The organism is Curtobacterium sp. MCPF17_002, from assembly GCF_003234115.2.
In the GTDB taxonomy this organism is placed as follows: domain Bacteria; phylum Actinomycetota; class Actinomycetes; order Actinomycetales; family Microbacteriaceae; genus Curtobacterium.
The window spans coordinates 1,607,644-1,631,856 of sequence record NZ_CP126251.1 but is presented as its reverse complement, the minus strand read 5'-3'; the positions used below and the strand labels follow the sequence as shown (position 1 = coordinate 1,631,856).

At 71.0% G+C, this 24,213-nt stretch carries 23 protein-coding genes and 1 pseudogene; 3 read left to right on the top strand and 21 right to left on the bottom strand.

Annotation, left to right across the window (positions count from 1 at the left end):
• Positions 1 to 6: 6 nt before the first annotated feature.
• The 18 genes and pseudogenes from DEJ28_RS07635 to hrcA form a co-directional block, all read right to left on the bottom strand.
• Positions 7 to 300: a hypothetical protein gene (locus DEJ28_RS07635; RefSeq protein ID WP_111116279.1), complete on the bottom strand. Its 294-nt coding sequence runs from the start codon at positions 298 to 300 to the stop codon at positions 7 to 9.
• Positions 297 to 965 carry a DsbA family oxidoreductase gene (locus DEJ28_RS07630; protein WP_111116327.1) on the bottom strand — a complete coding sequence of 223 codons (669 nt, stop codon included), beginning with the start codon at positions 963 to 965 and terminating at the stop codon, positions 297 to 299. The genes DEJ28_RS07635 and DEJ28_RS07630 overlap by 4 nt, the downstream gene beginning before the upstream one ends.
• A 122-nt stretch (positions 966 to 1,087) precedes the next feature.
• Positions 1,088 to 2,473 carry a glycine--tRNA ligase gene (locus DEJ28_RS07625; protein WP_258368121.1) on the bottom strand — a complete coding sequence of 462 codons (1,386 nt, stop codon included), beginning with the start codon at positions 2,471 to 2,473 and terminating at the stop codon, positions 1,088 to 1,090.
• A 110-nt stretch (positions 2,474 to 2,583) separates the two neighbouring features.
• Positions 2,584 to 3,381, bottom strand: a complete 798-nt coding sequence (locus tag DEJ28_RS07620; RefSeq protein WP_111116283.1) for an isoprenyl transferase — start codon at positions 3,379 to 3,381, stop codon at positions 2,584 to 2,586.
• Between the two features lie 176 nt (positions 3,382 to 3,557).
• Positions 3,558 to 4,280 (bottom strand): annotated as a pseudogene (gene recO / locus DEJ28_RS07615) (DNA repair protein RecO); the annotation flags it as partial.
• Between the two features lie 344 nt (positions 4,281 to 4,624).
• On the bottom strand, positions 4,625 to 6,394 hold the full coding sequence (gene leuA, locus DEJ28_RS07610) for a 2-isopropylmalate synthase (protein ID WP_111116285.1): 1,770 nt from the start codon (positions 6,392 to 6,394) through the stop codon (positions 4,625 to 4,627).
• A 174-nt stretch (positions 6,395 to 6,568) separates the two neighbouring features.
• A complete protein-coding gene (locus tag DEJ28_RS07605; RefSeq protein ID WP_111116287.1) occupies positions 6,569 to 7,966 on the bottom strand; it encodes an ABC transporter permease in 1,398 nt (465 codons plus the stop codon).
• Entirely contained in the window at positions 7,963 to 8,715 is a 753-nt protein-coding gene (locus DEJ28_RS07600; protein ID WP_111116289.1) for an ABC transporter ATP-binding protein, read from the bottom strand. The genes DEJ28_RS07605 and DEJ28_RS07600 overlap by 4 nt, the downstream gene beginning before the upstream one ends.
• Positions 8,716 to 8,823: 108 nt before the next feature.
• A complete protein-coding gene (locus DEJ28_RS07595; protein WP_111116291.1) occupies positions 8,824 to 9,498 on the bottom strand; it encodes a response regulator in 675 nt (224 codons plus the stop codon).
• Entirely contained in the window at positions 9,495 to 10,877 is a 1,383-nt protein-coding gene (locus DEJ28_RS07590; RefSeq protein ID WP_146248875.1) for a sensor histidine kinase, read from the bottom strand. Before DEJ28_RS07590 ends, DEJ28_RS07595 begins: the two co-directional genes overlap by 4 nt.
• A gap of 96 nt (positions 10,878 to 10,973) precedes the next feature.
• Positions 10,974 to 11,903: a GTPase Era gene (gene era, locus DEJ28_RS07585; protein WP_111116295.1), complete on the bottom strand. Its 930-nt coding sequence runs from the start codon at positions 11,901 to 11,903 to the stop codon at positions 10,974 to 10,976.
• A complete protein-coding gene (locus DEJ28_RS07580) occupies positions 11,900 to 13,222 on the bottom strand; it encodes a hemolysin family protein (protein WP_111116297.1) in 1,323 nt (440 codons plus the stop codon). Before DEJ28_RS07580 ends, era begins: the two co-directional genes overlap by 4 nt.
• Positions 13,223 to 13,226: 4 nt before the next feature.
• The gene (ybeY, locus tag DEJ28_RS07575) at positions 13,227 to 13,688 is read right to left on the bottom strand and encodes an rRNA maturation RNase YbeY (RefSeq protein ID WP_070418693.1); all 462 of its coding nucleotides are present in this window, start codon (positions 13,686 to 13,688) and stop codon (positions 13,227 to 13,229) included.
• Positions 13,685 to 14,740, bottom strand: coding sequence for a PhoH family protein (locus DEJ28_RS07570; RefSeq protein ID WP_502866949.1), 1,056 nt, complete (start codon positions 14,738 to 14,740; stop codon positions 13,685 to 13,687). The genes ybeY and DEJ28_RS07570 overlap by 4 nt, the downstream gene beginning before the upstream one ends.
• Positions 14,730 to 15,083, bottom strand: a complete 354-nt coding sequence (locus DEJ28_RS07565) for a histidine triad nucleotide-binding protein (RefSeq protein WP_111116299.1) — start codon at positions 15,081 to 15,083, stop codon at positions 14,730 to 14,732. Before DEJ28_RS07565 ends, DEJ28_RS07570 begins: the two co-directional genes overlap by 11 nt.
• 47 nt (positions 15,084 to 15,130) lie before the next feature.
• A complete protein-coding gene (locus tag DEJ28_RS07560; protein WP_111116301.1) occupies positions 15,131 to 15,868 on the bottom strand; it encodes a 16S rRNA (uracil(1498)-N(3))-methyltransferase in 738 nt (245 codons plus the stop codon).
• Complete coding sequence (gene dnaJ / locus DEJ28_RS07555) at positions 15,868 to 16,980, bottom strand: molecular chaperone DnaJ (protein ID WP_111116303.1); 1,113 nt, start codon at positions 16,978 to 16,980, stop codon at positions 15,868 to 15,870. The genes DEJ28_RS07560 and dnaJ overlap by 1 nt, the downstream gene beginning before the upstream one ends.
• A gap of 164 nt (positions 16,981 to 17,144) precedes the next feature.
• Complete coding sequence (gene hrcA / locus DEJ28_RS07550; protein WP_111116305.1) at positions 17,145 to 18,164, bottom strand: heat-inducible transcriptional repressor HrcA; 1,020 nt, start codon at positions 18,162 to 18,164, stop codon at positions 17,145 to 17,147.
• A gap of 108 nt (positions 18,165 to 18,272) precedes the next feature.
• On the opposite strand from hrcA, the gene DEJ28_RS07545 reads away from it, so the two are divergent.
• Positions 18,273 to 18,770, top strand: a complete 498-nt coding sequence (locus tag DEJ28_RS07545; RefSeq protein ID WP_258368123.1) for a DUF4870 domain-containing protein — start codon at positions 18,273 to 18,275, stop codon at positions 18,768 to 18,770.
• 16 nt (positions 18,771 to 18,786) lie between these two features.
• Here the strand turns inward: DEJ28_RS07545 and hemW are convergent, their stop codons facing one another.
• Positions 18,787 to 20,022: a radical SAM family heme chaperone HemW gene (hemW, locus tag DEJ28_RS07540; RefSeq protein ID WP_111116307.1), complete on the bottom strand. Its 1,236-nt coding sequence runs from the start codon at positions 20,020 to 20,022 to the stop codon at positions 18,787 to 18,789.
• Positions 20,023 to 20,050: 28 nt separating this feature from the next.
• Between hemW and DEJ28_RS07535 the strand changes: the two genes are divergently transcribed.
• The gene (locus DEJ28_RS07535) at positions 20,051 to 20,752 is read left to right on the top strand and encodes an HAD family hydrolase (RefSeq protein ID WP_181433764.1); all 702 of its coding nucleotides are present in this window, start codon (positions 20,051 to 20,053) and stop codon (positions 20,750 to 20,752) included.
• A gap of 30 nt (positions 20,753 to 20,782) precedes the next feature.
• Here DEJ28_RS07535 and DEJ28_RS07530 read toward each other — a convergent pair whose 3' ends face one another.
• Positions 20,783 to 21,430 carry a DUF1990 domain-containing protein gene (locus DEJ28_RS07530; protein WP_111116311.1) on the bottom strand — a complete coding sequence of 216 codons (648 nt, stop codon included), beginning with the start codon at positions 21,428 to 21,430 and terminating at the stop codon, positions 20,783 to 20,785.
• Positions 21,431 to 21,633: 203 nt separating this feature from the next.
• On the opposite strand from DEJ28_RS07530, the gene DEJ28_RS07525 reads away from it, so the two are divergent.
• Positions 21,634 to 22,125, top strand: a complete 492-nt coding sequence (locus DEJ28_RS07525) for a hypothetical protein (RefSeq protein WP_111117556.1) — start codon at positions 21,634 to 21,636, stop codon at positions 22,123 to 22,125.
• A 7-nt stretch (positions 22,126 to 22,132) separates the two neighbouring features.
• On the opposite strand, the gene lepA is transcribed toward DEJ28_RS07525, so the two are convergent.
• A complete protein-coding gene (gene lepA, locus DEJ28_RS07520; protein WP_111117555.1) occupies positions 22,133 to 23,980 on the bottom strand; it encodes a translation elongation factor 4 in 1,848 nt (615 codons plus the stop codon).
• Positions 23,981 to 24,213 lie beyond the last annotated feature (233 nt).

Sequence of the window (24,213 nt, the reverse complement as noted above, 5' to 3'; positions counted from 1 at the left end):
GGCGGGTCAGTCCGGCACCTCGGCCCAGGCGCCCTCGGCGCCGGGGACGAAGCACGAGTCGCCTTCACAGACCGGCGCACCGCCGGACGTGACGAGTGTGAGCAAGGCGGGGCGCGCCTCCAGGCCGGTTCCTGCGTTCTGGCCCGACAGTGCGTCCTGGCCCGACAGCGCGTCCTGGCCCGACAGCGCGTTCTGGCCCGACAGCGTGTCCAGACCGGTCAGGGCGTCCGGTACCGACGGGACCCACGAGACGGACTGGAGGCGCGCAGCACCCTGGTCGGAGATCGTCAGGTCCGTCATCGGGTCGTCTCCCGCAACGCGACCACCTGGGTGAGCACCTGCTCGAACGCGGACGGGTCCTGCGCGCCGGAGACGCCGTACTTGCCGTCGATGACGAAGAACGGGACGCCGTTGATGCCGAACGCCTGCGCCTGCTCCTGGTCGGCGCGCACCGCCGCGAGCTGCGAGTCGTCGCGGAGGGTGGCGAGGACCTCGTCGGGGTCGAGTCCGACCTCGGCGGCGAGGGACGCGAGCGACGCGTCGTGCCCGACGTGCTCACCGCGCTCGAAGTAGGCGGCGAAGAGCCGCTCGACCATCTCGAGCTGCTTGCCCTGCTGCTTGGCGAGGTGGATGACCTGGTGCGCCTTCACCGTGTTGGTGTGGTGCATCGCCTCGAAGTCGTAGGCGAGGCCGACCGAGGCGGCGATGCCCGTGACCTGGTCGAGCATCTGCTGCGCCTGGTCGACGGGCATGCCCTTGTGGCGGGAGAGGAACTCGGCCTCGGTGCCCTCGAAGTCGAGGGGGGTGTCGGGGCTCAGCTCGAAGGAGTGGTACTCGACCTCGACGGGACGGGCATCGGGCGAGGACGCGAAGGCGGCGACGCCGGCCTCGAACTTCCGCTTGCCGATGTAGCACCAGGGGCAGGCGATGTCGGACCAGACATCGACCTTCACGGAGTCGTTCACGCTCGAGTCGTTCATGCTGGTTCCAACGCGGGGGTGCCGGGGCCATTCCCGGCGGGGGTACCGGGGCCGTTCCCGGCGCAACCGGGGTCGGTCCCGGCGCACAACCAAGGACGTCCCCGCGCCTACGCGCCGAGCAGTCGTGCCGCCAGGTACCCCTGCAGCTGGTCGAGCGCCACACGCTCCTGCGACATCGTGTCGCGCTCGCGCACCGTGACGGCCTTGTCCTCGAGCGTGTCGAAGTCGACCGTGATGCAGAACGGCGTGCCGATCTCGTCGTGGCGACGGTAGCGGCGACCGATCGCACCGGCGTCGTCGAAGTCGACGTTCCAGTACTTGCGGAGGTCGTCGGCGAGGCCGCGGGCGACCGGCGAGAGCTGCTCGTTCCGGGACAGCGGCAGGACCGCGGCCTTGACCGGCGCCAGACGCGGGTCGAGCCGGAGGACCGTGCGCTTGTCGACGCCGCCCTTCGCGTTCGGGGCCTCGTCCTCGTGGTAGGCGTCGAGCAGGAACGCCATGAGCGCACGCGTGAGACCGAACGACGGCTCGATGACGTACGGCACGTACTTCTCGTTGGCGGCCTGGTCGAAGTAGCGGAGGTCCTTGCCGGACGACTCGATGTGGTTGTTGAGGTCGAAGTCGGTGCGGTTCGCGACCCCCATGAGCTCGCCCCACTCGGTGCCCGCGAAGCCGAAGCGGTACTCGATGTCGGCCGTGGCGTCGGAGTAGTGCGCGCGCTCCCCGTCCGGCACGTCGAAGCGACGGAGGTTCTCCGGGTCGATGCCGAGGTCGGTGAAGAACACGACCGAGTCGGCGATCCACTGCTCGTAGTGCTCCTCGGCGGAAGCCGGCGGCACGAAGTACTCGATCTCCATCTGCTCGAACTCGCGCGTCCGGAAGATGAAGTTCCCCGGTGTGATCTCGTTCCGGAACGCCTTGCCGACCTGGCCGATGCCGAACGGGGGCTTCATGCGGCTGGTCGTGACGACCTGCGCGAAGTCGACGAAGATGCCCTGCGCGGTCTCGGGGCGGAGGAAGTTCAGGCCCTCCTCGGACTCCACCGGGCCGAGGTAGGTCTTGAGCATGCCGGAGAACTCACGCGGCTCGGTCCACTGGCCGCGGGTCCCGCAGTTCGGGCACGCGATCTCGGCCATGCCGCCCTCGGGAGCGCGGTTCTTCTTCGCCTCGAACGCCTCGATGAGGTGGTCCTCGCGGAAGCGGTGGTGGCAGTGCAGGCACTCGACGAGCGGGTCGGTGAACGTCGCGACGTGCCCGGAGGCCTCCCACACCTTGCGGGGCAGGATGACGGCCGAGTCGAGGCCGACCATGTCGCCGCGACCGCGGACGAACCGCTGCCACCACTGGCGCTTGATGTTCTCCTTCAGCTCGACGCCGAGGGGCCCGTAGTCCCATGCGGAGCGCGATCCGCCGTAGATCTCCCCCGACTGGAAGACGAACCCTCGGCCTTTCGCGAGGGCGATGACCGAGTCGAGACGGGAGGGCTGAGCCAAGGAGAACTCCATCAGTGTCGCCGAGCTGGGTGCCCGGTGCGGAAACGTACCCGGCAAGACTAACGGGCCTCGGCCTGGAGGCGCGGCTCGGCTCCGCCCGTCGGCCCGCCTCAGGCGGTGGGCGTGTCGACCGCGCCACCGAAGCGCCGGTCGCGCCGCGCGTACTGCTCCACCGCGCCCCAGAGGTCGCTCCGCCGGAAGTCCGGCCAGAGCCGGTCGAGGAACACCATCTCGGCGTAGGCGGACTGCCACAACAGGAAGTTGCTCGTGCGCTGCTCCCCCGAACTCCGGAGGAAGAGGTCGACGTCGGGCATCTCCGGCACGTACAGCCGCTTCGCGAGGGCCTTCTCGGTGACCTGACTCGGCTTGAGCCGCCCCGCAGCGACGTCCTCGGCCAGGGACCGCACGGCGTCGGCGATCTCGTTCCGGCCGCCGTAGTTGACGCACATCGTCAGCGTCAGCACGTCGTTGCCCGCCGTCATCTGCTCCGCGGTCTCGAGCTCGTCGATCACGCTCCGCCAGAGTCGCGGACGCCGTCCGGCCCACCGCACCCGCACGCCCCACTCGTTCAGCTGGTCGCGGCGACGGCGGATCACATCGCGGTTGAAGCCCATCAGGAAGCGGACCTCCTCCGGGGAGCGCTTCCAGTTCTCGGTCGAGAACGCGTACGCCGAGATGTGCTTGACGCCGATCTGGATCCCGCCGGCGACGACGTCGAGGAGCGAGGCCTCGCCCGCCTTGTGCCCCTCGATCCGGGTGAGCCCGCGGCCGTTCGCCCAGCGGCCGTTGCCGTCCATCACGATCGCCACGTGCCGGGGGACGAACCGCTGCGGGATCGCGGGCGGGGTCTCCCCGGTCCAGTCGATCGGCCGGAAGGGTTCGGCGGCGTCGGATCGGCGGGGGCTCATGCGGTGGGGGTTCCTTCGGTGGCGTGTCGGTGGTCGGCAGCAGCGAGGTGTCCGTCGTCCGCCGGGTCGTCGGGGTGGGGCACGGCCGGAGCCGGGGTCGCCGCGACCGCCTTGGCCGTCGCCGCGACGCTGTCGTGCGCGGGTCCGTCGTGGGCCGGGACCTGGGCGGGGTGCTCGCTGCGGTCCACGTGCGGCAGGGACTTGAGGGATCGTTCCAGGTGCCACTGGGCGTAGGCGGCGACCACGCCGGAGGCCCGTGACCTCGACCGTTCGTCGGCGTCGTCGACGGTCCTCCAGTCGCCGGCGAGCAGGGAACCGAGGAGCGACAGGGTCGTCGGGTCGAGTCGCGGCGATCCGGGAGGCGCCGCACCGTCCGCCACGACACCGCCGAGCTGGACGACGAAGGCCGAGTGCGGACCGGGGGCTCCGGTGACGGCGCAGTCCGAGAACGAGGGCGCCCACCCCGCGATGCTCATCGCCCGGAGCAGGTACGAGTCCAGCGTGGCGCTGGCCACGTGCTCACCGCGGGAGAGCGAACGCAGTGCACCGACGAGCAGCAGGTACTGCTGGAGTCCGGCGTCCGCTTCGCTGAGGCGGTCGGCGGTCTCGACCATGGCGCTCGCAGCGGTGTACGCGCCGTAGTCGGCCACGATCTGCGCCCCGTAGGACCCGAGCGACTCGGCCTGCGTGACGATGTCGAGCGAACGGCCCTCGTAGAACTGGGCGTCCACGACCATGAACGGCTCGAGCCGGCTGCCGAACTTCGATGCGGTCCGCCGGACGCCCTTCGCGACGGCACGGATCTTGCCGTGCTGCCGGCTGAGCATGGTGACGATGCGGTCCGCCTCGCCGAGCTTGTGGGTGCGGAGCACGACGCACTCGTCCCGGTACAGCGGCATGCCCCCAGTATCCCCCGCTCCCCCGACACCGCGCACCGCGCGCGCCGGGCCTGCCGGCCGCGTACGGAGGGGTCCCCCTCCGGCCAGCGCCGAGATCGCACTTCGTGCGGCCCGTACGGCACGGAACCGGCGCGGATCGCGACCTCACGGGGTGGGAACGCGACCACGGCACCGCTCGCCACCCGGGGCCGGCAACCGCGTCGCACCCCGGGACGAACATCGCGCCCCGCAGTGGCGGGGCGCGATGTTCGCAGGAGGGTGCGATCCGAGCCGCGCAGGAGGGTGCGATCCGAGGCGCGCGGGACGCCGCGCGGGACGCCGCGGGACGACCCCCGGCACGAGCCCTACGCGGAGACGAGCTCCGCCGCACCGGACGCGGCGCCGGCACGGACCGCGCGGTTCACCGCGGACACGATCGCCTTGAGCGACGCGGTCGAGATGTCCGCGTCGATCCCGACGCCCCAGAGACGCACCCCGTCGACGTCGAGCTCGACGTAGGACGCCGCCTTCGCGTCACCCGAGGCGCTCATCGTGTGCTCCGAGTAGTCGTACAGCGTGACGTCGACGCCCTGGTCGCGCATCACCGACAGGAACGCGTCGATCGGCCCGGTGCCCACGGCGTCCGAGCTCACCGAGCCCTCGTCGACGCGCATCGCGACCGACAGCTTGGTCGTGCCGTCGAAGTCGCTCGACGTCGCCGTCTTCGTGATCTCGTAGCGGCCCCACTTGTCCTCGTCGACGGGCGCCGGCAGGTACTCGTCGCGGAACAGGTCCCAGATCTTGTCGGAGCTGAACTCGCCGCCCTCGGTGTCGGTGCGCTGCTGCACGACGCCGGAGAACTCGATCTGCAGCTTGCGGGGCAGGTCGATGGCGTGGTCGGTCTTGAGCAGGTACGCGACGCCGCCCTTGCCGGACTGCGAGTTGACGCGGATGACGGCCTCGTACGAGCGGCCGATGTCCTTCGGGTCGACGGGCAGGTACGGCACGGCCCACTCGACCTCGTCGATGGTCTTGCCCGCAGCCTCGGCCTTGGCCTTCATCGCGTCGAAGCCCTTGTTGATGGCGTCCTGGTGCGAACCGCTGAACGCCGTGTAGACGAGGTCACCGGCCCACGGCTGGCGCTCCGGGACGGGCAGCTGGTTGCAGTACTCGACGGTGCGCTTGATCTGGTCGATGTCGGCGAAGCTGATCTCGGGGTCGATGCCCTGGGTGAACAGGTTCATGCCGAGGGCGACGAGGTCGACGTTGCCGGTGCGCTCCCCGTTGCCGAACAGGCAGCCCTCGATGCGGTCGGCGCCGGCCATGTACCCGAGCTCGGCGGCCGCGACGGCGGTGCCGCGGTCGTTGTGCGGGTGCAGCGACAGGATGACGTCCTCACGGTGGGCGAGGTTGCGGGACATCCACTCGATCGAGTCGGCGTAGACGTTCGGCGTCGCCATCTCGACCGTGGCGGGCAGGTTGATGATGACCTTGCGGTCCGGGGTCGGCTCGAAGACCTCGAGCACGGCGTTGCAGATCTCGAGCGCGACCTCGAGCTCGGTGCCCGTGTAGGACTCCGGCGAGTACTCGTAGTAGACCGTCGTGTCGTGCTGCAGCGTTGCCTCGGCGGCCTTGCAGAGCTTCGCGCCGGAGACCGCGATGTCGACGACGCCCTGCACGTCGGTGCGGAAGACGACCTCGCGCTGGACGATCGACGTGGAGTTGTACAGGTGCACGATGGCCTGCTTGGCGCCGTCGATCGCCTCGTAGGTGCGCTGGATGAGGTGCTCGCGCGCCTGCGTCAGCACCTGGATGGTGACGTCGTCGGGGATGGCGCCCTCGTCGATGAGGCTGCGGACGAAGTCGAAGTCGGTCTGCGAGGCGCTCGGGAACCCGACCTCGATCTCCTTGTAGCCCATCCGGACGAGGAGGTCGAACATGGCGCGCTTGCGCTCGGCGTCCATCGGGTCGATGAGCGCCTGGTTGCCGTCACGCAGGTCGACGGCGCACCAGCGCGGGGCCTTGTCGATGCGCTTCGTCGGCCAGGTGCGGTCGGGCAGCTCGACGGTGATCTGCTCGTGGAAGGGGACGTACTTGTGGATCGGCATCCCGGAGGGGCGCTGCGTGTTCTGCATGGTGTCGCACTTTCGTCGTGTGGTGGAGTGTGCGGCCACGACGGACTCCGCGACGAGGTGGGCCGTTGTGTCAGGCCTCGTCGCGGCAGCGAAGGAGGAGGAGCGCCGAGTACATCGCTGCCCACGGTAGCACTGGCCGGGTCGCATGTGACGACCCGACCGCGCACACCGGCGTCAGTCGACGGCCAGCGCCTCCGTCGGCGGGACCCGCATCGCTCGTCGTACCGGGGCGACGGTCGCGGTGACCGCCAGCACGAGCGCCCCGACCACCACGATCGCGATCGTCATCGTCGGCAGCACCGGTGCCCCGGGCGAGCCGAGCGACCCGAGGAGCGTCTGCCCGCCGACCCACCCGTAGAAGGTCCCGAGCACGAGCCCGGTGAGGACCGCGGCCACGACCATCTGCACGGCCTCGGTGACGATCATCCGGCGGACCTGCGCGCCGGTGAGGCCGAGCACCCGCAGGAGCCCGAGCTCGCGACGGCGCTGCAGCACCCCGAGGGCCAACGCGTTGACGACCCCCACGGCGGCGATCACGGCGGAGAACCCGACGATGACGCTGACGACGGCGTTGACCTGCACGAAGAAGTCCTGCATCCCCTGCAGCTGTTCGGGGCTGCCGCCCTGGAGCTGCCCACGGAGCTGCGCTTCGAGCACGCGCTGCATCATCCCGAGCGCCACCGCGAAGGTGACCAGCAGGGTGACCCCGATGACGAGCCCGATCGTGGCCCGCGAGGACCGCCCCGGCGCCCGCATCGCGTTCCGCCCGGCGAGCAGCACGACCGGGTCCTTCGCCCCGATCCGCCCGATCAGCGACAGCACCGGGGGCATCACGATCGTGGCGCCGACGGCGATCCCGGCGAAGGACACGAAGCCGCCGAGGGCCGCCGGCAGGACCGCCACGGGTGACACGGCGCTGCCGAGCAGCCCGACGACCATGAGCACCGCCCCACCGCCGATGAGCACGATCGCCCAGACCCTGCGGGCCGTGCCGGAACGGACGTCGTCGTGGCTCGGCTCGATGCTCGACGACAGTGCCTCGAGCGGCGTGACCGTGAGGACCCGGCGTGACCCGACACCGAACGCACCCCAGGTGGCGAGGACGACGGCGACGACCGGCAGGACGAGCTGCCACGGGACGAGCGTGTACGTGGTGTCGGGCAGGAAGCCGTTGCCACGGAGGACGACGACGAACAGCGCCGAGAGGGCCGTCCCCGCGACCGCGCCGACGAGTCCGCCGAGCAGGCCGACGACCAGGCCGGTCCGGGTGATGCGGGCGCGGAGCGTCGCCCCGGTGGCCCCGACGAGCCGCTGGAGCGCGATGATCCGCGTCTGACCGGCGATGAGCGTCGCGCAGGTGTTCGCCGTGACGATGGCGCCGACGTACAGCGCGATGCCGAGGAACAGCCACCCGACGACGTCGAGGATGGCCTTCACCGGGGCGAGGTCGGCGAAGCCCGCGGCCCCGAGCGCCTCGGTCACGATGCCGGGAGCGATCACGAGCGCGGACCCGAAGGTGGTGCCGAGCGCCGCGACGAGGACGGTGGGCGAGAAGTCGCGGACGCCGTTCACGCTGCCGCCTCCATCCCGAGCATCGTGGTGGAGATCGCAGCGGCGTCCATCGCGGGACGGTCCCCCACGACGCGGCCGTCGGCGAGGAACAGGATCCGGTCGGCGTTCGCGGCGGCGACCGGGTCGTGCGTCACCATGACGACGCTCTGGCCCCACTCGGTCACGGCCCCGCGCAGGATCTGCAGCACGTCGCGCCCGGTCCGCGAGTCGAGCGCCCCGGTCGGCTCGTCCGCCACGACGACGGCCGGCCGCGAGGCGAGCGCGCGGGCGATGGCGACCCGCTGCTGCTGTCCGCCGGAGAGCTGGTGCGGCCGGTGGGTCAGGCGGTTCCCCAGCCCGAGCATCTCGACGAGTCGGTCGATCCACGCGGATTCCTCGCGCGAGGGCTTGTGGCCGCCGAGCAGGAACGGCAGCCGGATGTTCTCGCTGACGTCCAGCGTCGGCACGAGGTTGAACGACTGGAACACGAAGCCGAGGCGACGACGACGCAGCTCCGTCAGGTCCTTGTCACCGAGCCCGGTGATGTCGACGCCGTCGATCTGGATCCGGCCGGCCGACACGGCGTCCAGCCCGGCGGCGACGTGCATGAGCGTCGACTTGCCCGAGCCGGACGGCCCCATCACCGCGGTGAACTCCCCCGCGCCGATGTCGACGCTGACGTCGTCGAGCGCCGTCACCCGCCGTGCGGCGTCCCCGTAGTGCTTGGACACGTGGTCGAGTCGGATGATCGGAGCGTGGCTGGTGGTCATGTACCCACCTTGACCGCCTGGAGGCACGCCCCGCGTCGGTCCGTCGGCTCCTGTGGATGGTCCGCTCGGTTGGCATCCCTGTGGGGAAGTCATCCGAGCGGATGAGGGTCAGTCTGCCTTCGTGACGAGGCCGTGCTGGTGGGCGAACACGACGAGCCGCACCCGGTCGCGCAGTTCGAGCTTCGTGAGCACACGGGAGATGTGGGTCTTCACGGTCGCTTCGCTGACGTACTCGTGCTGCGCGATCTCGCTGTTGCTGAACCCGCGCGCGGCGAGGTCGAAGATCTCGCGCTCCCGCGGGGTGAGGTCCGCGAAGGCCGCCGGCACGTTCGCCGCCTGCACGCTGGCGTCCTCGTAGCGCCGGAGGAGCTCCCGCGTGGCCGAGGCCGCGAACACCGCGGTGCCGGCGTGCACGGTCCGGATCGCGGCGAGCAGGAACTCCGGGTCCGCGTCCTTGAGGACGAAGCCGCTCGCCCCGGCCCGGATGGCCTTCGCCGCGGCCTCGTCGAAGTCGAACGTGGTGAGGACGAGCACCTTCGCGCCGTCCGTCCCGCTGTCCTCGACGATGCGCTCCGTCGCGGTGATGCCGTCCATCACCGGCATCCGGACGTCCATGAGCACGACGTCGGGGCGACCGCGACGGACGAGCTCCACCCCTTCGGCCCCGTTGCCGGCCTCGCCCACGAACTGCAGGTCGGCCTGGGAGTCGATGAGCATCCGGATGCCGGTACGGAAGAGTGCCTGGTCGTCGACGAGCGCGACGCGGATCGGGGTGTCGTTCATCGGCCGGTGCGCTCCTGGGAGGTCGAGGTGGGGTTCGTGACGGGCGTCGAGCGGCTGCCCCCGGCGGGGGCCGTCGTGGTTGGGCCCGTCGTGGCGGGGCCCGTCGTGGCGGGGCCCGTCGTGGCGGGGCCCGTCGTGGCTGGGCCCGTCGTGGCTGGGTTCGTCGTGGTGGACAGCAACCCGCGGGGCATCTGGCCGCTGGCGGGCACGGCGGGCATCCGGACGGCGACCGCGAAGTCGTCGCCGCGCACGCCGGCCGTCATCGTCCCGCCGGTCATCGCCGCACGCTCACGCATCCCGACCAGGCCGTGTCCGGTACCGGGACCCCGTGTGCCGTCGTCGGCGCGGCGGTTCACCACGCTGATCTCGACGGTGTCCGGCCGGTAGGTGACGACGGCGTGCACGGGCGTTCCGGGCTCGCCGTGCTTCCACGCGTTCGTCAGGCTCTCCTGCACGATCCGGTAGACCGCGAGCTGCGTCGTCGTCGGGAGTCCGTCCGGGTCGCCGTCCCGCTCGACGCGCACGTCGAGGCCGACCTCGCGCATCTCGTGCACGAGCCGGTCGATGTCGTCGATCTCCGGCGTCGGCGCGGAGCCCTGCTCGTGGCGGAGGGCGCCGAGGAGTTCCCGGACGTCGCCGAGGGCACGGCGTGCGGTGGTCGAGATGGTGCCGAGCGCCTCGTCCGCGATGGCCGGGTCAGCCTTCAGCGCGTACCGGGCGCCGTCGGCCTGGGCGATCACGACCGCGAGCGAGTGCGCGACGATGTCGTGCATGTCGCGGGCGATCCGCACGCGTTCCTGTTCAACCGCGACGGCGCGGTCGGCCCGGGCGGCGTCGCGTTCGGCGAGGAGCTGGGCCTCCCGGCTCATGCTCGCCGAGCGCCGGGTGCGGGCGACCAGCCCGGCGAGCCACGGCAGGAGGAGGAGGAGCAACACCATCGCGAAGTACGCGATCGCGACCTTCAGCGACTCCTGCGCCGGCGTGGTCGCGGTGACGATGCCCTCACGCTGCCGGAGGTCGTCGAACCCGAGGTAGAGGGCCGCGGTGACGGGACCGACGATCGCCGACACGAGCCCGGCGATCCGGACCCGTCGGCTGCCGTACCGGCTGGTCGTGTAGACGACGCCGGCGATGAAGAGGTTCGACAGGTCCGGCACCTGGCTGGTGACCATCTCGAAGACGGCGACCACCCACGCGGTGGCGAGTGCGAGACCCGGCGAGAGCCGACGGAGCGCCAGGGCCGCGGTCATCCCCACCACGGTCACGTAGGAGAGCGGCGAGTCGATCCCCCGGGCGGTCGCGACGAGCACGAGTCCACCGAGCACGACGGCGATGACGACGTCGGTGATGACCTGCGCGCGCAGCATGGGACGGAACACCACACCACGGTACGGCGCAGAGCCGGTGCGCGCGTCCGTCCCGCGGATGACCCGCGTCAGGAGCGGCCGGCCCGGATCAGGACCAGCCGGCCCTGCTCAGAAGCCCAGACGCCCGAGCTGCTTCGGGTCGCGCTGCCACTCCTTCGCGACCTTCACCCGGATGTTGAGGAACACGTGCCGCCCACCCAGCAGCGACTCGATCTCGACGCGGGACCGCGATCCGACGTCCTTGAGGCGTTCACCGCCGCGGCCGATGACGATCGCCTTCTGGCTGTCGCGCTCGACGAACAGGTTCGCGAAGATCCGCAGGGGACCGTCGGGGTCGTCCTCGTCGTCGGGCTCGACGATGTCCTCGATGACGACCGCGAGCGAGTGCGGGAGTTCGTCGCGCACGCCCTCGAGCGCGGCTTCGCGGATGAGTTCCCCGATGCGCTCCTCGTCCGTCTCCTCGGTGACCGTCGAGGAGTCGTACAGCTGCGGCGACTCGGGCAGGAGCTTGGTGATCTCCTCGAGCAGGACCTCGAGCTGGAGCCCCTTCGTGCCCGACGTCGGGATGATCGAGTCCCACTCGCGGAGCCGCGAGACCGCCAGGAGCTGCTCGCCGACGGCGTCCTTCGCGGTGCGGTCGATCTTCGTCACGATCGCGATCTTCTTCGCGCGCGGGTACTGGTCGAGCGTGTCGTTGATGTACTTGTCGCCCGGCCCGATCGGTTCGTTCGCGGGCACGCAGAAGCCGATGACGTCGACGTCGCCGAGCGTCGACTGCACGAGGTCGTTGAGCCGTTCGCCGAGCAGCGTCCGCGGCCGGTGCACACCGGGGGTGTCGACGATGATGACCTGACCGTTCGGCCGGTGCACGATGCCGCGGATGGCCCGCCGCGTGGTCTGCGGCTTCGACGAGGTGATGGCGACCTTCTCACCGACGAGGGCGTTCGTCAGCGTGGACTTCCCGACGTTCGGACGGCCGACGAAGGAGACGAACCCGGCGCGGTACGGCTCGCCGGAGGTGGGGGTGGTGTCGGTCATGGGTGCGTGGTTCCCGTCGTGGTGGGTGTCGCGTCGTCGAAGGCGTCCTCGACGCCGGCGAGTTCCGGGGTGCGCTCGGCGAGCACGGTGATGAGGTGGCGTCGCTTGCCCTCGACGCGGTCGGCGGTGAGCACGAGCCCGGAGACGGTGACGGTGTCGCCGCTGATGGCGAGGTGGCCGAGCTCCTTGGTGAGGAGGCCCCCGGCGGTGTCCACGTCGTCGTCGTCGAGCTCGATGCCGAACAGGTCGCCGAGCTCGTCGATCGGCAGTCGGGCCGAGATCCGCCAGGTGCCGGGTTCGATCTCGACCCGGTCGACCACGGCGCGGTCGTACTCGTCGGAGATGTCGCCAACGAGCTCCTCGATGAGGTCCTCCATCGTGACCAGCCCGGCGACGCCGCCGTACTCGTCGACGACGAGCACGAGGTGGTTCTTGGCGACCTGCATGTGCCGGAGGGTGTCGTCGGCGGCCTTCGACTCCGGCACGAACTCGGCCGGACGGAGGATCGTCGTGACGCGCTGCGAACCGGACCCGGGCCGCTCGTAGAGGGCACGGGAGACGTCGCGGAGGTACAGGACGCCGAGCACGTCGTCGCTGTCCTTCCCCGTGACCGGCATGCGCGAGACGCCGGAAGCGAGGAACTGCTCCATACCGGCGGCGAGGGTGTCCGAGCCGTCCACGGTGAGCATGTCGGTGCGCGGGACCATCACCTCGCGGATCAGGGTGTCGCTGAACTCGAACACCGAGTGGATGAGTTCACGGTCGTCCTGTTCGAGGACGTTGCTCTCGGTCGCCTCGTCGACGAGCGAGAGCAGCTGTTCCTCGCTCGACACCGTCGAGGCACTCCGACCGCGGCCCGGTGTGACGCGGTCGCCGATCGTCACGAGGAGCCCGGCGAGCGGCCCGAGCACGATGCGGATGCCGTGCACGATGCCACCCGTCGACCCGATCAGCCGCTCGGCGTGCGCTCGCCCGACGCTGCGGGGACTGGACCCGACCAGCACGAACGAGACCGCGGTCATGATCGCCGCGGCCACGATCAGCGCGACCCACCAGGTGTCGAACACCATGACGAGCGCGATGGTGACGAGCACGGCGGCAGCGGTCTCCGCCAGCACCCGGAAGAAGTTGAGGGCGTTGACGTGGGCGCCGACGTCGTCGCCGATCGCCTCGATCGCGCGCCGGTGCCCGCTCCCCCGAGCGATGTCGTCGAGGTCGGCGCGGGACACCACGGAGAGAGCGGCGTCGGAGGCGGCGAGCAGGCCGCCGAGGACGACGAGCGCGAGCGCCACCGCGAGCAGGCCGGTGACGAGCAGCATCAGGTCACCGTCCTCGGCGCTGCGCGGCGAAGGCGGTGAGGATCTCGCCCTGCAGCCCGAACATCTCGGCCTTCTCGTCCGGCTCGGCGTGGTCGAACCCGAGCAGGTGCAGGATGCCGTGGCAGGTGAGGAGGAGCATCTCGTCGGTGCTGGAGTGGCCGGCGGTCTTCGCCTGCTCCTCGGCCACCTGCGGGCAGAGCACGATGTCGCCGAGCAGGCCGGCGGGCGTGGGGTCGTCCTCGGTGCCCGGACGGAGTTCGTCCATCGGGAAGCTCAGCACGTCGGTGGGGCCGGGCTCGTCCATCCACCGGACGTGCAGCTGCTCCATCGCCCCTTCGTCCACGAGCACGATCGCGAGCTCCGCGTCGGCGTGGACGTGCAGCGCGTCGAGTGCGAAGGCGGCGAGGCGCTGGATGGCTGCCTCGTCGACCTCGACGCCGGACTCGTTGTTGAGCTCGATGCTCACCGGTTGCCTCCTCGGGCATCGTTCTGGGGGGACGGGGACCCCTGGCGGTGCCCGGACTGCTCGGCGAGGCGTTCCTCGTCGTAGACGGTGTAGGCGTCGACGATCCGGCCGACGAGCGTGTGCCGCACGACGTCCTCGCTGCCGAGGCGCGAGAAGTGGATGTCGTCGACCTGGTCGAGGATCCGGGTGACGAGGCGGAGGCCGGAGAGGTTGCCGGGCAGGTCGACCTGGGTGATGTCGCCCGTGACGACCATCTTCGAGCCGAATCCGAGTCGGGTCAGGAACATCTTCATCTGCTCGGGCGTGGTGTTCTGCGCCTCGTCGAGGATGACGAACGAGTCGTTGAGCGTCCGGCCGCGCATGTACGCGAGCGGTGCCACCTCGACCGTGCCGGCGGCCAGGAGCTTCGGGACCAGCTCGGGGTCCATCATCTCGTTGAGCGCGTCGTACAGCGGGCGCAGGTACGGGTCGATCTTGTCGGTCAGCGTGCCGGGCAGGAACCCGAGGCGCTCACCGGCCTCGACCGCGGGGCGGGTGAGGATGATGCGGCTGACCTCGCGACGCTGCAGCGCCTGCACGGCCTTCGCCATCGCCAGGTACGTCTTGCCGGTACCGGCCGGGCCGATGCCGAACGTGATGGTGTGCTCGTCGATCGCGTCGACGTACGCGCGCTGCCCGTCCGTCTTCGGACGGACCGACTTGCCGCGGCTCGACACGATCGGCGTGCCGAAGGTGTCGGACGGCTTGCGGTCCTCGTCGAGGAGCCGTGCGGAGACCGGGATGTCCGACGCGCCGATGTCCTGGCCGCGCTTCACCATGCCGACGAGTTCGTCGACGAGCGCCTGGGCACGGGTGACGTCCCGCTCGGGCCCGGTCAGCGAGACCTCGTTGCCACGGACGAGCACCCGCACGCCGGGGTACTGCCGTTCGACGGTCTTGAGCAGTCGGTCCTGGGGACCGAGCAGCTGGACCATCGCGATGCCGTCGACCTGGATCGAGACGGAGACGTCCGACGGGTCGGTCGGGGAGGATGCTGGTTCGTTAGCCGGCAAGGGTGCCTTCCTGCAGTTCACCTGCGAGTACGTGCGCGTGCACGTGGAACACGGTCTGACCGGCGGCTTCGCCGGTGTTGAAGACGAGACGGAACTGGCCGCCGGCGCGCTCGTCGGCGATGCGCTGCGCGGTGGCGACCACGTGGGCGAGGAGGTCCGGGTCGCCGGTGGCGAGCTCGGAGACGTTCGCGTACTCCTCGGTCTTGGGGATGACGAGCACGTGGACGGGGGCCTTCGGGGCGATGTCCTCGATCGCGATCACACGGTCGTCCTCGGCGACGACGGTGGCCGGGATCTCGCGCGCGATGATCTTCGAGAAGACGCTGGGCGTGCTGCTGCTCATGACTCCATCGTAGAACGCAGGGCTGACGCCCCGCCTTCCCGATCCGGCTACCAGCGTCCGAGCCGCGTCTGGAGGACTGCGAGTGCAGCGGGCCCGGCGGTGGACGTCCGGAGCACGGTGTCGCCGAGTCGCACCCGGACGGCCCCGGCAGCGACCAGCCGGTCGAACTCGGATCCGTCGATCCCGCCCTCCGGCCCGACGACGAGCACGATGTCCTCGACGTCCGCCGGCCGCTCCCACGCGGACAGCGGCACGTCCCCGACCGGGTCCAGCACGAGCACCGCGCGGAGACCTCCGACGAGCGCCGCCAGCTGCGCTGTGGTGACCGGAGCGTCGACCTCCGGCACCCGCGGGCGGATCGCCTGCTTCGACGCCTCGTGCACGATGGCAGCCCAGCGCGCACGGCCCTTCTCGACCTTCGCGCCCTCCCACCGGGAGACGCTGCGCGCCGCCGACCACGGCACGATCCGGTCGACGCCGATCTCGGTCGCCGCCTGCACCGCCATCTCGTCGCGCCCGCCCTTCGCGAGGGCCTGCACGAGCGTCAACGACGGAACGGGGGCCGGCGAGACGGCGCGGTCCGACACGGACAGCTCGAGCGCGTCGCGGCCGACGGACGTCACGGATCCGGTCACCACGGTGCCGCGGCCGTCACCGATCCGCAGGGTCTCCCCCACCCGGACCCGCGCCACCGAGACCGCGTGTCGTCCCTCTGCCCCGTCGAGCGGGACCGTGCCGCCCACGGCGACGCCGTCGAGCGACTCGACGAGGTAGAGCGACGCCATCAGAAGTTGAAGAAGCGGTCGCGGAGCTTGCCGAACATGCCCTGCTGGAACCGGGCGAGTTGCGGCTGCGCGGCCTTGTGCGACTTCGCGAGCTGCTCGACGAGCTGCCGCTCCTTGTGCGAGAGCTTCGTCGGGGTCACGACCTGCACGCCGACCCGCAGGTCGCCGCGCCCGTTGCCGCGGAGCTTCGTGATGCCGCGGTCCTTGATGACGAGCACGTCGGCGCTCTGCACGCCGGGGCGGACCTCGAGCTGGACGGGGCCGTCGAGGCCGTCGATCGTCGTCGTGGTGCCGAGGATCGCGTCGGTCATCTGGACCTCGAGCGTGGCGAGGAGGTCGTCGCCGTCGCGGCTGAAGACGTCGTGGTGCCGCACCCGGATCTCGAGGTAGAGGTCGCCGGAGGGACCGCCGGCCGGACCGACCTCGCCCTGGCCGGGCATCTGCAGCCGCAGGCCGGAGTCGACGCCCGCGGGGACGTCGACCGGCACGGTGCGACGGGCGCGGACGCGGCCCTGGCCCTGGCACGTGGGGCACGGGTTCGGGATGACGGTGCCGTAGCCGCGGCAGGTGCCGCAGGGAGCGCTCGTCACGACGTTGCCGAGGAGCGAGCGGACCTGGCGCTGGATGTGGCCGGTGCCGCCGCAGATGTCGCAGGTCTGCGGGTGCGTGCCGGGAGCCGCGCACGAACCGCCGCAGGTCTCGCAGAGCACGGCCGTGTCGACCTCGACGTCCTTGTGGGTGCCGAAGACGACCTCGTCGAGGTCGACCTCGATGCGCAGCAGGGCGTCCTGCCCGCGCTCGGCGCGGCTGCGCGGTCCGTTGCCCCGGCCGCCACCGCCACCGCCGCCGAAGAACGCGTCGAAGATGTCGCTGAACCCGCCGGCGCCGCCGCCGAAGGGGCTGTCGGCCTGTGGCCCGGCGTCGTAGCGGCGCCGCTGCTCCGGGTCGCTCAGCACGTCGTACGCGTGCGTCACGTCCTTGAAGCGCTCGGATGCTTCCGGGCTCGGGTTCACGTCCGGGTGCAGTTCGCGCGCCAGTCGGCGGTACGCCTTCTTGATGTCGGCATCGGAGGCGTCCGGCTGGACGCCGAGGACGTCGTAGTGGTCTGCCACGTATCCCTCAGTCGGTTCGGTTCGGTGCGGCGGTCGCCGCTGGTCTGGTGGGCACTGCGCTGGTGGGCGCTGGTCTGGTGGACGCTGGTTCGGTTGACGCCGGTGGGCCTGGAGGCGCGGATCGCCTCGACCGGTCGGCCCGGGTCAGTCGCGTGCGGGCCTGGTCAATGTTCGCCCAGGAGTTTGGACAGGTACCGTGCGACGGCGCGGACCGCGGACATGTTCGTGCCGTAGTCCATCCGGGTGGGTCCGAGCACGCCGAGCCGGGCGACCTCGCCGCGGGCCAGGTACCCGCCGGCGACGATGCTCGTCGCGTCGAGCCCGTACTCGGCGTTCTCCACGCCGATCCGGGCCGCGACGGCGACGTCGTCGATCCGCATCTCGCCGAACAGCCGGAGCAGGGTGACCTGTTCCTCGATCGCCTCGAGCACGGGGAAGAGGCCGCCGGAGAAGTCCTGTTCGCTCTTGGCGAGGTTCGCCGCGCCGGCCATCACCAGACGGTCCTGCCGGTTCGCGGCGACCTGTTCGATGAGGGTGGCGACGACGACGCCCGCGAGCGGCTGGGCATCCGGCCGGATCTGCTGCGGGACCGCGCGGAGCGCCGTCGCGACGTCCTGCAGCAGGAGCCCGACGGTGGCGCCGTTCACGACCGCGCGGAGTTCGGTGAGCCCGGTCTCGTCGAGCATGACGTCCGTCTCCACGACGCGCTGCTCGACCCGGGCAGTGTCGGTGATGAGGACGACCATGAGCCTGTCGTCGCCGAGGCGGACGAGCTCGATGTGCTGCACCCGCGCGCGCACCATCGACGGGTACTGCACGAGGGCGACCTGGTTGGTGAGCTGACTGAGGAGCCGGACGGTGCGGCCGAGGACCTCGTCGAGGTCGTTCGGCGCCCCGAGGAAGGTCTCGATCGCGTGGCGCTGCGCACTCGACAGCGGACGGGCACCGGCGAGGTGGTCGACGAACACCCGGTAGCCCTTGTCGGTGGGGACACGGCCGGAGGAGGTGTGCGGTGCGGCGATGAGCTGCTCGTCCTCGAGCTGGGCCATGTCGTTCCGGATCGTGGCGGCGCTGACCCCGAAGGCGTGCCGCTCGACGATCGTCTTCGAGCCGACCGGCTCACGGGATGCCACGTAGTCCCGCACGATGGCCTTGAGGACCTCGAGACTGCGTTCGCTGACCACCCGGACCCCTTTCCACTCGTTCTGGCACTCGGAGGTGTCGACTGCTGATCCTACGCCCGACCACCGACGGATCGGGACTTCTCCACAGCCTGCCGATACGCTTCCGGCATGAGCTACGGACAGCAGCCCGGCGGCCCCTCCGGCCAGCAACCAGGCGGACCCTACGGACAGCAGCCCGGCCAGCCCGGCGGACCCGGGTGGAACGGCCCGCAGGGTCCCGGCGGCCCGCAGGGTCCCGGCGGCCCGCAGTACCCGGGCGGCTACACGCCCCCGCAGCCGATGTCACCGGAGGACCAGCGCCTCTGGGCGACCCTCACCCACATCGGCGGCATCTTCTTCAACTTCATCGCGCCGCTCATCGCCTACCTCGTGCTGCGCGACCGCGGCGGGTTCATCCGCGAGCACACCCGCGTCGCGCTGAACTTCCACATCACGATGGCGATCGCCTACGTCGCCGGGACGATCCTGTCGATCATCGTGATCGGCGCGTTCGTGATCATGGCAGCGGCGATCGTGTCGATCATCTTCGGCATCATGGCCGCCGTCGCCGCGAACCGTGGCGAGTACTACCGCTACCCGCTCTCGATCGAGTTCATCAAGCAGTAGCAGGACCCCGCCCCGCTCAGTCGAGCAGCTCGCGGACCACCGCGTCCGCGAGCAGGCGACCCCGCAGGGTCAGGTCGATGCGTCCCCGCACCGCGGCCGACCCGTCCACGAGACCACGTGCGATGAGTCCCGCGACCCGGCCACGGGCCTCCTGGCCCAGTTCCGACGTCGCGAGCTCACCGCGGACCCGCGCCGCGAGCAGGACGCGCTCGACGTACCGGGTCTCGTCGTCGAGGGTCTCGCGCCCGGCGGCGGGCGACTCCCCCGACAGCACCCGGTTCGCGTACGCGGCCGGGTGCTTCACGTTCCACCAGCGCGTGCCGGCGACCGCGGAGTGCGCGCCCGGCCCGACGCCCCACCAGTCGTGACCCTTCCAGTAGGACAGGTTGTGCCGACTGGCGTGCTGCTCGGTGCCACCCTGTGCGTCGGTGCGGGCCCAGTTCGAGACCTCGTACCAGGAGTAGCCGGCGTCGCCGAGCACCTGGTCGGCCAGCTCGTACATGTCCGCCGCGAGGTCGTCGTCGGGCGCCGGGAGCTCCCCGCGCGCGACCATCCGCCCCATCGCGGTGCCGTCCTCGACGATGAGCGAGTACGCCGACACGTGGTCCGGCTCGCACGCCAGGGCGGCGTCGAGGGAGGTGCGCCAGTCGTCGAGGGACTCCCCCGGCGTCGAGTAGATGAGGTCGAGCGAGACGTCGAGTCCCTGCTGCTTCGCGAGGTCCACGACGATCGGCACCCGCAGCGGGTCGTGCGTCCGGTCCAGCGTCGCCAGCACCTGCGGCACCGCCGACTGCATGCCGTAGCTGATGCGGTTGAACCCGCCGGCGCGCAGCACCGCGAGCGACTCGGCGTCGACGGAGTCCGGGTTCGCCTCGGTCGTGACCTCGGCACCGGGGAGGATCCCCCAGGTGTCGTCGATCGCGCGGAGGATCATCGCCAGGTCGGACGCCGGCAGCATCGTCGGGGTACCGCCGCCGAAGAACACCGTCGACACCGAACGCCGCGGCACGCCCGACCGGTCGAGCACCTGCGCGGCCCACTCGATCTCGCGGACGGCGTGGCCGGCGTAGTCGTCACGACGGACCCCGCGCAGCTCGGACGCCGTGTAGGTGTTGAAGTCGCAGTAGCCGCAGCGCACCCGGCAGAACGGCACGTGCACGTACACGCCGAAGGGGACGTCACCGGCTCCGGACGCCGGGGTGATCAAGCCGTCCGCGGGGGCGGGGTCGGCGATCGGGAGAGCACTCGGCATGGACTCCATTGTCCGTCATGATGGAGGCATGGAGCACCACCCCGTCCCCACCACGGTGCTGTGGGACATCGACGGCACCCTCGTGTTGAACGCCTCGTCGCCGGGCAACCTCTACCACCTCGCGCTCGAGCGGGCGGTGGGCCGCGACCTCGTCCTCCGCGTCGGACACCAGCACGGCCGGACCGACGCGGGCCTCATCGCCGAGCACGTCCGCGCGCACGACCTCGACGACGACCTCATCCCCACCGTCAGCGGGCACCTGCACGACCTCACCGAGGAGCGGCACCGCTCCGGCGACCACCGCAACCCGGCACCCGGTGCCCGCGCCCTGGTGGCACGGTTCGCCGAGCTCGGCTGGCGGAACGGGCTGCTCACCGGCAACTCCGCCTACCGAGCCCGCGTCAAGCTCGAGGGCGCCGGGTTCGACGTCGACGCCTTCGACTGGGAGCACTCGTACTTCGGGGACGCCGAGGTCGAGCGCAGCGGGGTCACCGCACGGGCCGCCGAGGCCCTGGCCGGCACCCGGGCCGTGATCGTCGGGGACACCCCGCGGGACGGCGAAGCGGCGGACGCCGTCGGCATCCCGTTCCTCGCGGTGGCGACCGGGGTCTTCGACGTCGAGGCCCTCCGCGCGACCGGCGCCGTGACCATCGCGCGGAACTGCGTGGACGACGCCCAGCTCATCGAGGACGCCATCGCCGCGCTGCCACCGCTGCGCCCGGTCGGCTAGTCGCCGCTGTCGGCCAGGCCCTGCTGTCGGCTAGTCGCCGCGGAGCGCCGCCAGGTACTTCTCCGCCATCACCTTCTGCTGACGACGCAGGAACGGCGCGACGAACTGCCACTTCGCGCTCGACGGCTGCGAGAACTGGCGGATCTGCAGCCACACCGAACCATCGGGCGTGCGCTCGACGACGAACGACTCCTCGCCCGACAGCGGATGCCCCTCGAGGGTGCCGTACGCGAAGCCCTTCCGGTCGTGCTCGTCGATGATCGACACGACCCGCACCGGCGCCTGCACGGTCCGTCCGAACGCGTGCATCGTCAGCGTGGCGCTCGTCCCCGCCGTCACGAGCGGCGTGCCGTCCGGCGCGAACTTCTCGACCCGAGGCGTCCCGATCGAGGCCGGCGCGATCGGCACGCCGTCGTCGTCGAACGTCACCGGGTTGTAGCGGACCTCGTCGTCGTCGGGCTGTTCCTCGACGTGCACGCGGATGCCGCTGCGCTCCTGGACCTGCCACGTCAGCGCCTGGATCACCGCGGTCTCGAACCGCTGGTCGCCGTGGCCGATCCGCGCGCGGGACTCGGAGGGGGTGAACCCGTCCGGCGGGTACGTCATGAGGTCCGGGGCCTGGGTCGCGCCCACGGCTCCGTACGTCAGGGCGGTCCGGTAGCTCCCGCGGGTACTCATGCCGACAATCGTACCGGGGCGGTGCAGCGCGAGACGAACCAGCTCTCGCGGGTACTCATGGCGACGAACGTACCGGGGCGGTGCAGCGCGAGACGAACCACAGACGGAGCGTGCGGCGTTCGGATACGCGACGCGCCGTCCGCTTTCCGCTCGCCCCGAACTGGAGGCCCGTCACCCGCCCGCCACGCCCCTATCGTTGGTCCGTGCCCCGCTCCACCCCCGCCCGCCTCCGGTCCGTCGACCGCACGACGGCCTCGTTCGCCGTCCTGACGCTCGCGGCGTTCGGACTCGCCACGACGGCCCGGGCAGCGGTCGAGTGGGCGACGGCGGGACTCGGGTCCCCGGCCCGCTACGTGTCCGCGCCGCCGAGCGACTGGGGCGCCCCCGACGCCGCGAACGCCATCGCCGCGTTCGGCGCGTGCAGTGCCGGAGCGGGCGTGATCCTGTTCGGGGTGACCCTCGTGCTCGCGGTGCGCCGGCACGACGCACGACGGCTGCCGTACGTGCTGGGGTTCTGCACGCTGGCGATGGTGATCGGCGCCGTGGTCGCCGGGTTCGCCGCGGCGGAGCAGACGGACTACGGCGCGGCTGTCGGACTGGTCATCCTGCGGACCGCACTGGCGGGACTGGCCGCCGCGAGCCTCCCGGCGCTCGTCCTGGCCGCCCTGCGGACCCACGCCCGCCCCGCGCTCTGACGCCGGCCTACTTCTTCTTCTCCTCCACGTCGCCCGACAGCGCGGCGATGAAGGCTTCCTGCGGCACCTCGACGCGACCCACCATCTTCATGCGCTTCTTGCCCTCCTTCTGCTTCTCGAGGAGCTTGCGCTTGCGGGTGATGTCACCGCCGTAGCACTTCGCGAGGACGTCCTTGCGCATCGCCCGGATGCTCTCACGGGCGATGATGCGGGCGCCGATGGCGGCCTGGATCGGCACCTCGAACTGCTGGCGCGGGATGAGCTTCCGGAGCCGCTCGGTCATCAGCGTGCCGTACGCGTACGCCTTGTCGCGGTGCACGATCGCACTGAACGCGTCGACCTGCTCGCCCTGCAGCAGGATGTCGACCTTCACGAGGTCCGCCGCCTGGTCGCCGGTGGGCTCGTAGTCGAGCGAGGCGTAGCCCTGCGTCTTGCTCTTCAGCTGGTCGAAGAAGTCGAAGACGATCTCGCCGAGGGGCATCTCGTACCGGATCTCGACGCGGTCCTCGCCGAGGTACTCCATGCCGAGCAGCGAGCCGCGCCGCGACTGGCAGAGCTCCATGATCGCGCCGACGTAGTCCTTCGGCGCGAGGATCGCTGCGCGCACCATGGGTTCGCGGACCTCGACGATACGGCCGCCCGGGAACTCGGAGGGATTCGTGACCTCGGTGACGGTGTTGTCCTCGTTCGTGACCTCGTAGATCACGCTCGGAGCGGTGGTGATGAGGTCGAGGCCGAACTCGCGGCTGAGGCGCTCGGTGATGATCTCGAGGTGCAGCAGGCCGAGGAAGCCGCAGCGGAAGCCGAAGCCGAGCGCGACGGAGGTCTCCGGCTCGTACACCAGTGCGGCGTCCGAGAGCTTGAGCTTGTCGAGTGCCTCGCGCAGGTCCGGGTAGTCCGAGCCGTCGATCGGGTACAGGCCCGAGAACACCATCGGCTTCGGGTCCGTGTAGCCGGCAAGCGCCTGGGTCGCCGGCTTCGCCGCCGTCGTGACGGTGTCGCCGACCTTGGACTGGCGGACGTCCTTGACGCCCGTGATGAGGTAGCCGACCTCACCGACCGACAGCCCCTTCGTGGGCGTCGGCTCCGGCGACGACACACCGATCTCGAGGATCTCGTGCGTCGACTTGGTCGACATCATCTGGACCTTCTCGCGCGGGTGGATCGTGCCGTCGATCATGCGCACGTACGTCACCACACCGCGGTAGCTGTCGTAGACCGAGTCGAAGATCATCGCGCGGGGTGACGCGTCGACGTCACCGACCGGGCTCGGCACGGTGCGGACGACGCGGTCCAGGAGCTCGGCCACGCCGACGCCGGTCTTGCCGGAGACGCGGAGGACGTCCTCCGGCTTGCCACCGATGAGCTGCGCGAGCTCGGCGGCGTACTTGTCCGGCTCGGCCGCCGGCAGGTCGATCTTGTTGAGCACCGGGATGATCTCGAGGTCGTTCTCGAGCGCCAGGTAGAGGTTCGCGAGGGTCTGCGCCTCGATGCCCTGCGCCGCGTCGACGAGCAGGATCGCGCCCTCGCACGCGGCGAGCGAGCGGGACACCTCGTACGAGAAGTCGACGTGCCCGGGCGTGTCGATCATGTTGAGCGCGAAGGTCTGCCCGTCGAGCTCCCACGGCATGCGGACCGCCTGCGACTTGATCGTGATGCCGCGCTCGCGCTCGATGTCCATGCGGTCGAGGTACTGCGCACGCATCGCGCGGTCCTCGACGATGCCGGTGATCGACAGCATGCGGTCGGCCAGCGTCGACTTGCCGTGGTCGATGTGCGCGATGATGCAGAAGTTGCGGATCGCTTCGGCCGGAGTCGCTGCGGGCTCGAGCGGAGTGGCTGCTTGTGGGCTCACGGTTCCTCGGGGTGGGTCGGACGGTCGGACGATTCTCCCACGCTTGTGGGCCGGCCGCGCGCAGCGCAGGTCGCACGGTGCGAGGTGCTCTCGCGCGGTGCTCTCGCGCGGTGCTCTCGCGCGGTGCGGGGTTCCGTACTCCGTGCGATGGGTGCGGCCTCGCACCGAATGCGGAACATCGCACCATGCCCGGGTGCACGCGCCGGCCGCCCTCGCACGGTGCGGGGCGGGAC

Excerpts from the sequence above, each read along its gene's own strand:
- DEJ28_RS07635 (WP_111116279.1), bottom strand. The coding sequence starts at position 300 with ATGACGGACCTGACGATCTCCGACCAGGGTGCTGCGCGCCTCCAGTCC.
- DEJ28_RS07620 (WP_111116283.1), bottom strand. The coding sequence starts at position 3,381 with ATGAGCCCCCGCCGATCCGACGCCGCCGAACCCTTCCGGCCGATCGAC.
- leuA (WP_111116285.1), bottom strand. The coding sequence starts at position 6,394 with ATGCAGAACACGCAGCGCCCCTCCGGGATGCCGATCCACAAGTACGTC.
- DEJ28_RS07600 (WP_111116289.1), bottom strand. The coding sequence starts at position 8,715 with ATGACCACCAGCCACGCTCCGATCATCCGACTCGACCACGTGTCCAAG.
- DEJ28_RS07595 (WP_111116291.1), bottom strand. The coding sequence starts at position 9,498 with ATGAACGACACCCCGATCCGCGTCGCGCTCGTCGACGACCAGGCACTC.
- era (WP_111116295.1), bottom strand. The coding sequence starts at position 11,903 with ATGACCGACACCACCCCCACCTCCGGCGAGCCGTACCGCGCCGGGTTC.
- DEJ28_RS07580 (WP_111116297.1), bottom strand. The coding sequence starts at position 13,222 with ATGCTGCTCGTCACCGGCCTGCTCGCGGTGGCGCTCGCGCTCGTCGTC.
- DEJ28_RS07565 (WP_111116299.1), bottom strand. The coding sequence starts at position 15,083 with ATGAGCAGCAGCACGCCCAGCGTCTTCTCGAAGATCATCGCGCGCGAG.
- DEJ28_RS07560 (WP_111116301.1), bottom strand. The coding sequence starts at position 15,868 with ATGGCGTCGCTCTACCTCGTCGAGTCGCTCGACGGCGTCGCCGTGGGC.
- DEJ28_RS07545 (WP_258368123.1), top strand. The coding sequence starts at position 18,273 with ATGAGCTACGGACAGCAGCCCGGCGGCCCCTCCGGCCAGCAACCAGGC.
- hemW (WP_111116307.1), bottom strand. The coding sequence starts at position 20,022 with ATGCCGAGTGCTCTCCCGATCGCCGACCCCGCCCCCGCGGACGGCTTG.
- DEJ28_RS07535 (WP_181433764.1), top strand. The coding sequence starts at position 20,051 with ATGGAGCACCACCCCGTCCCCACCACGGTGCTGTGGGACATCGACGGC.
- DEJ28_RS07530 (WP_111116311.1), bottom strand. The coding sequence starts at position 21,430 with ATGAGTACCCGCGGGAGCTACCGGACCGCCCTGACGTACGGAGCCGTG.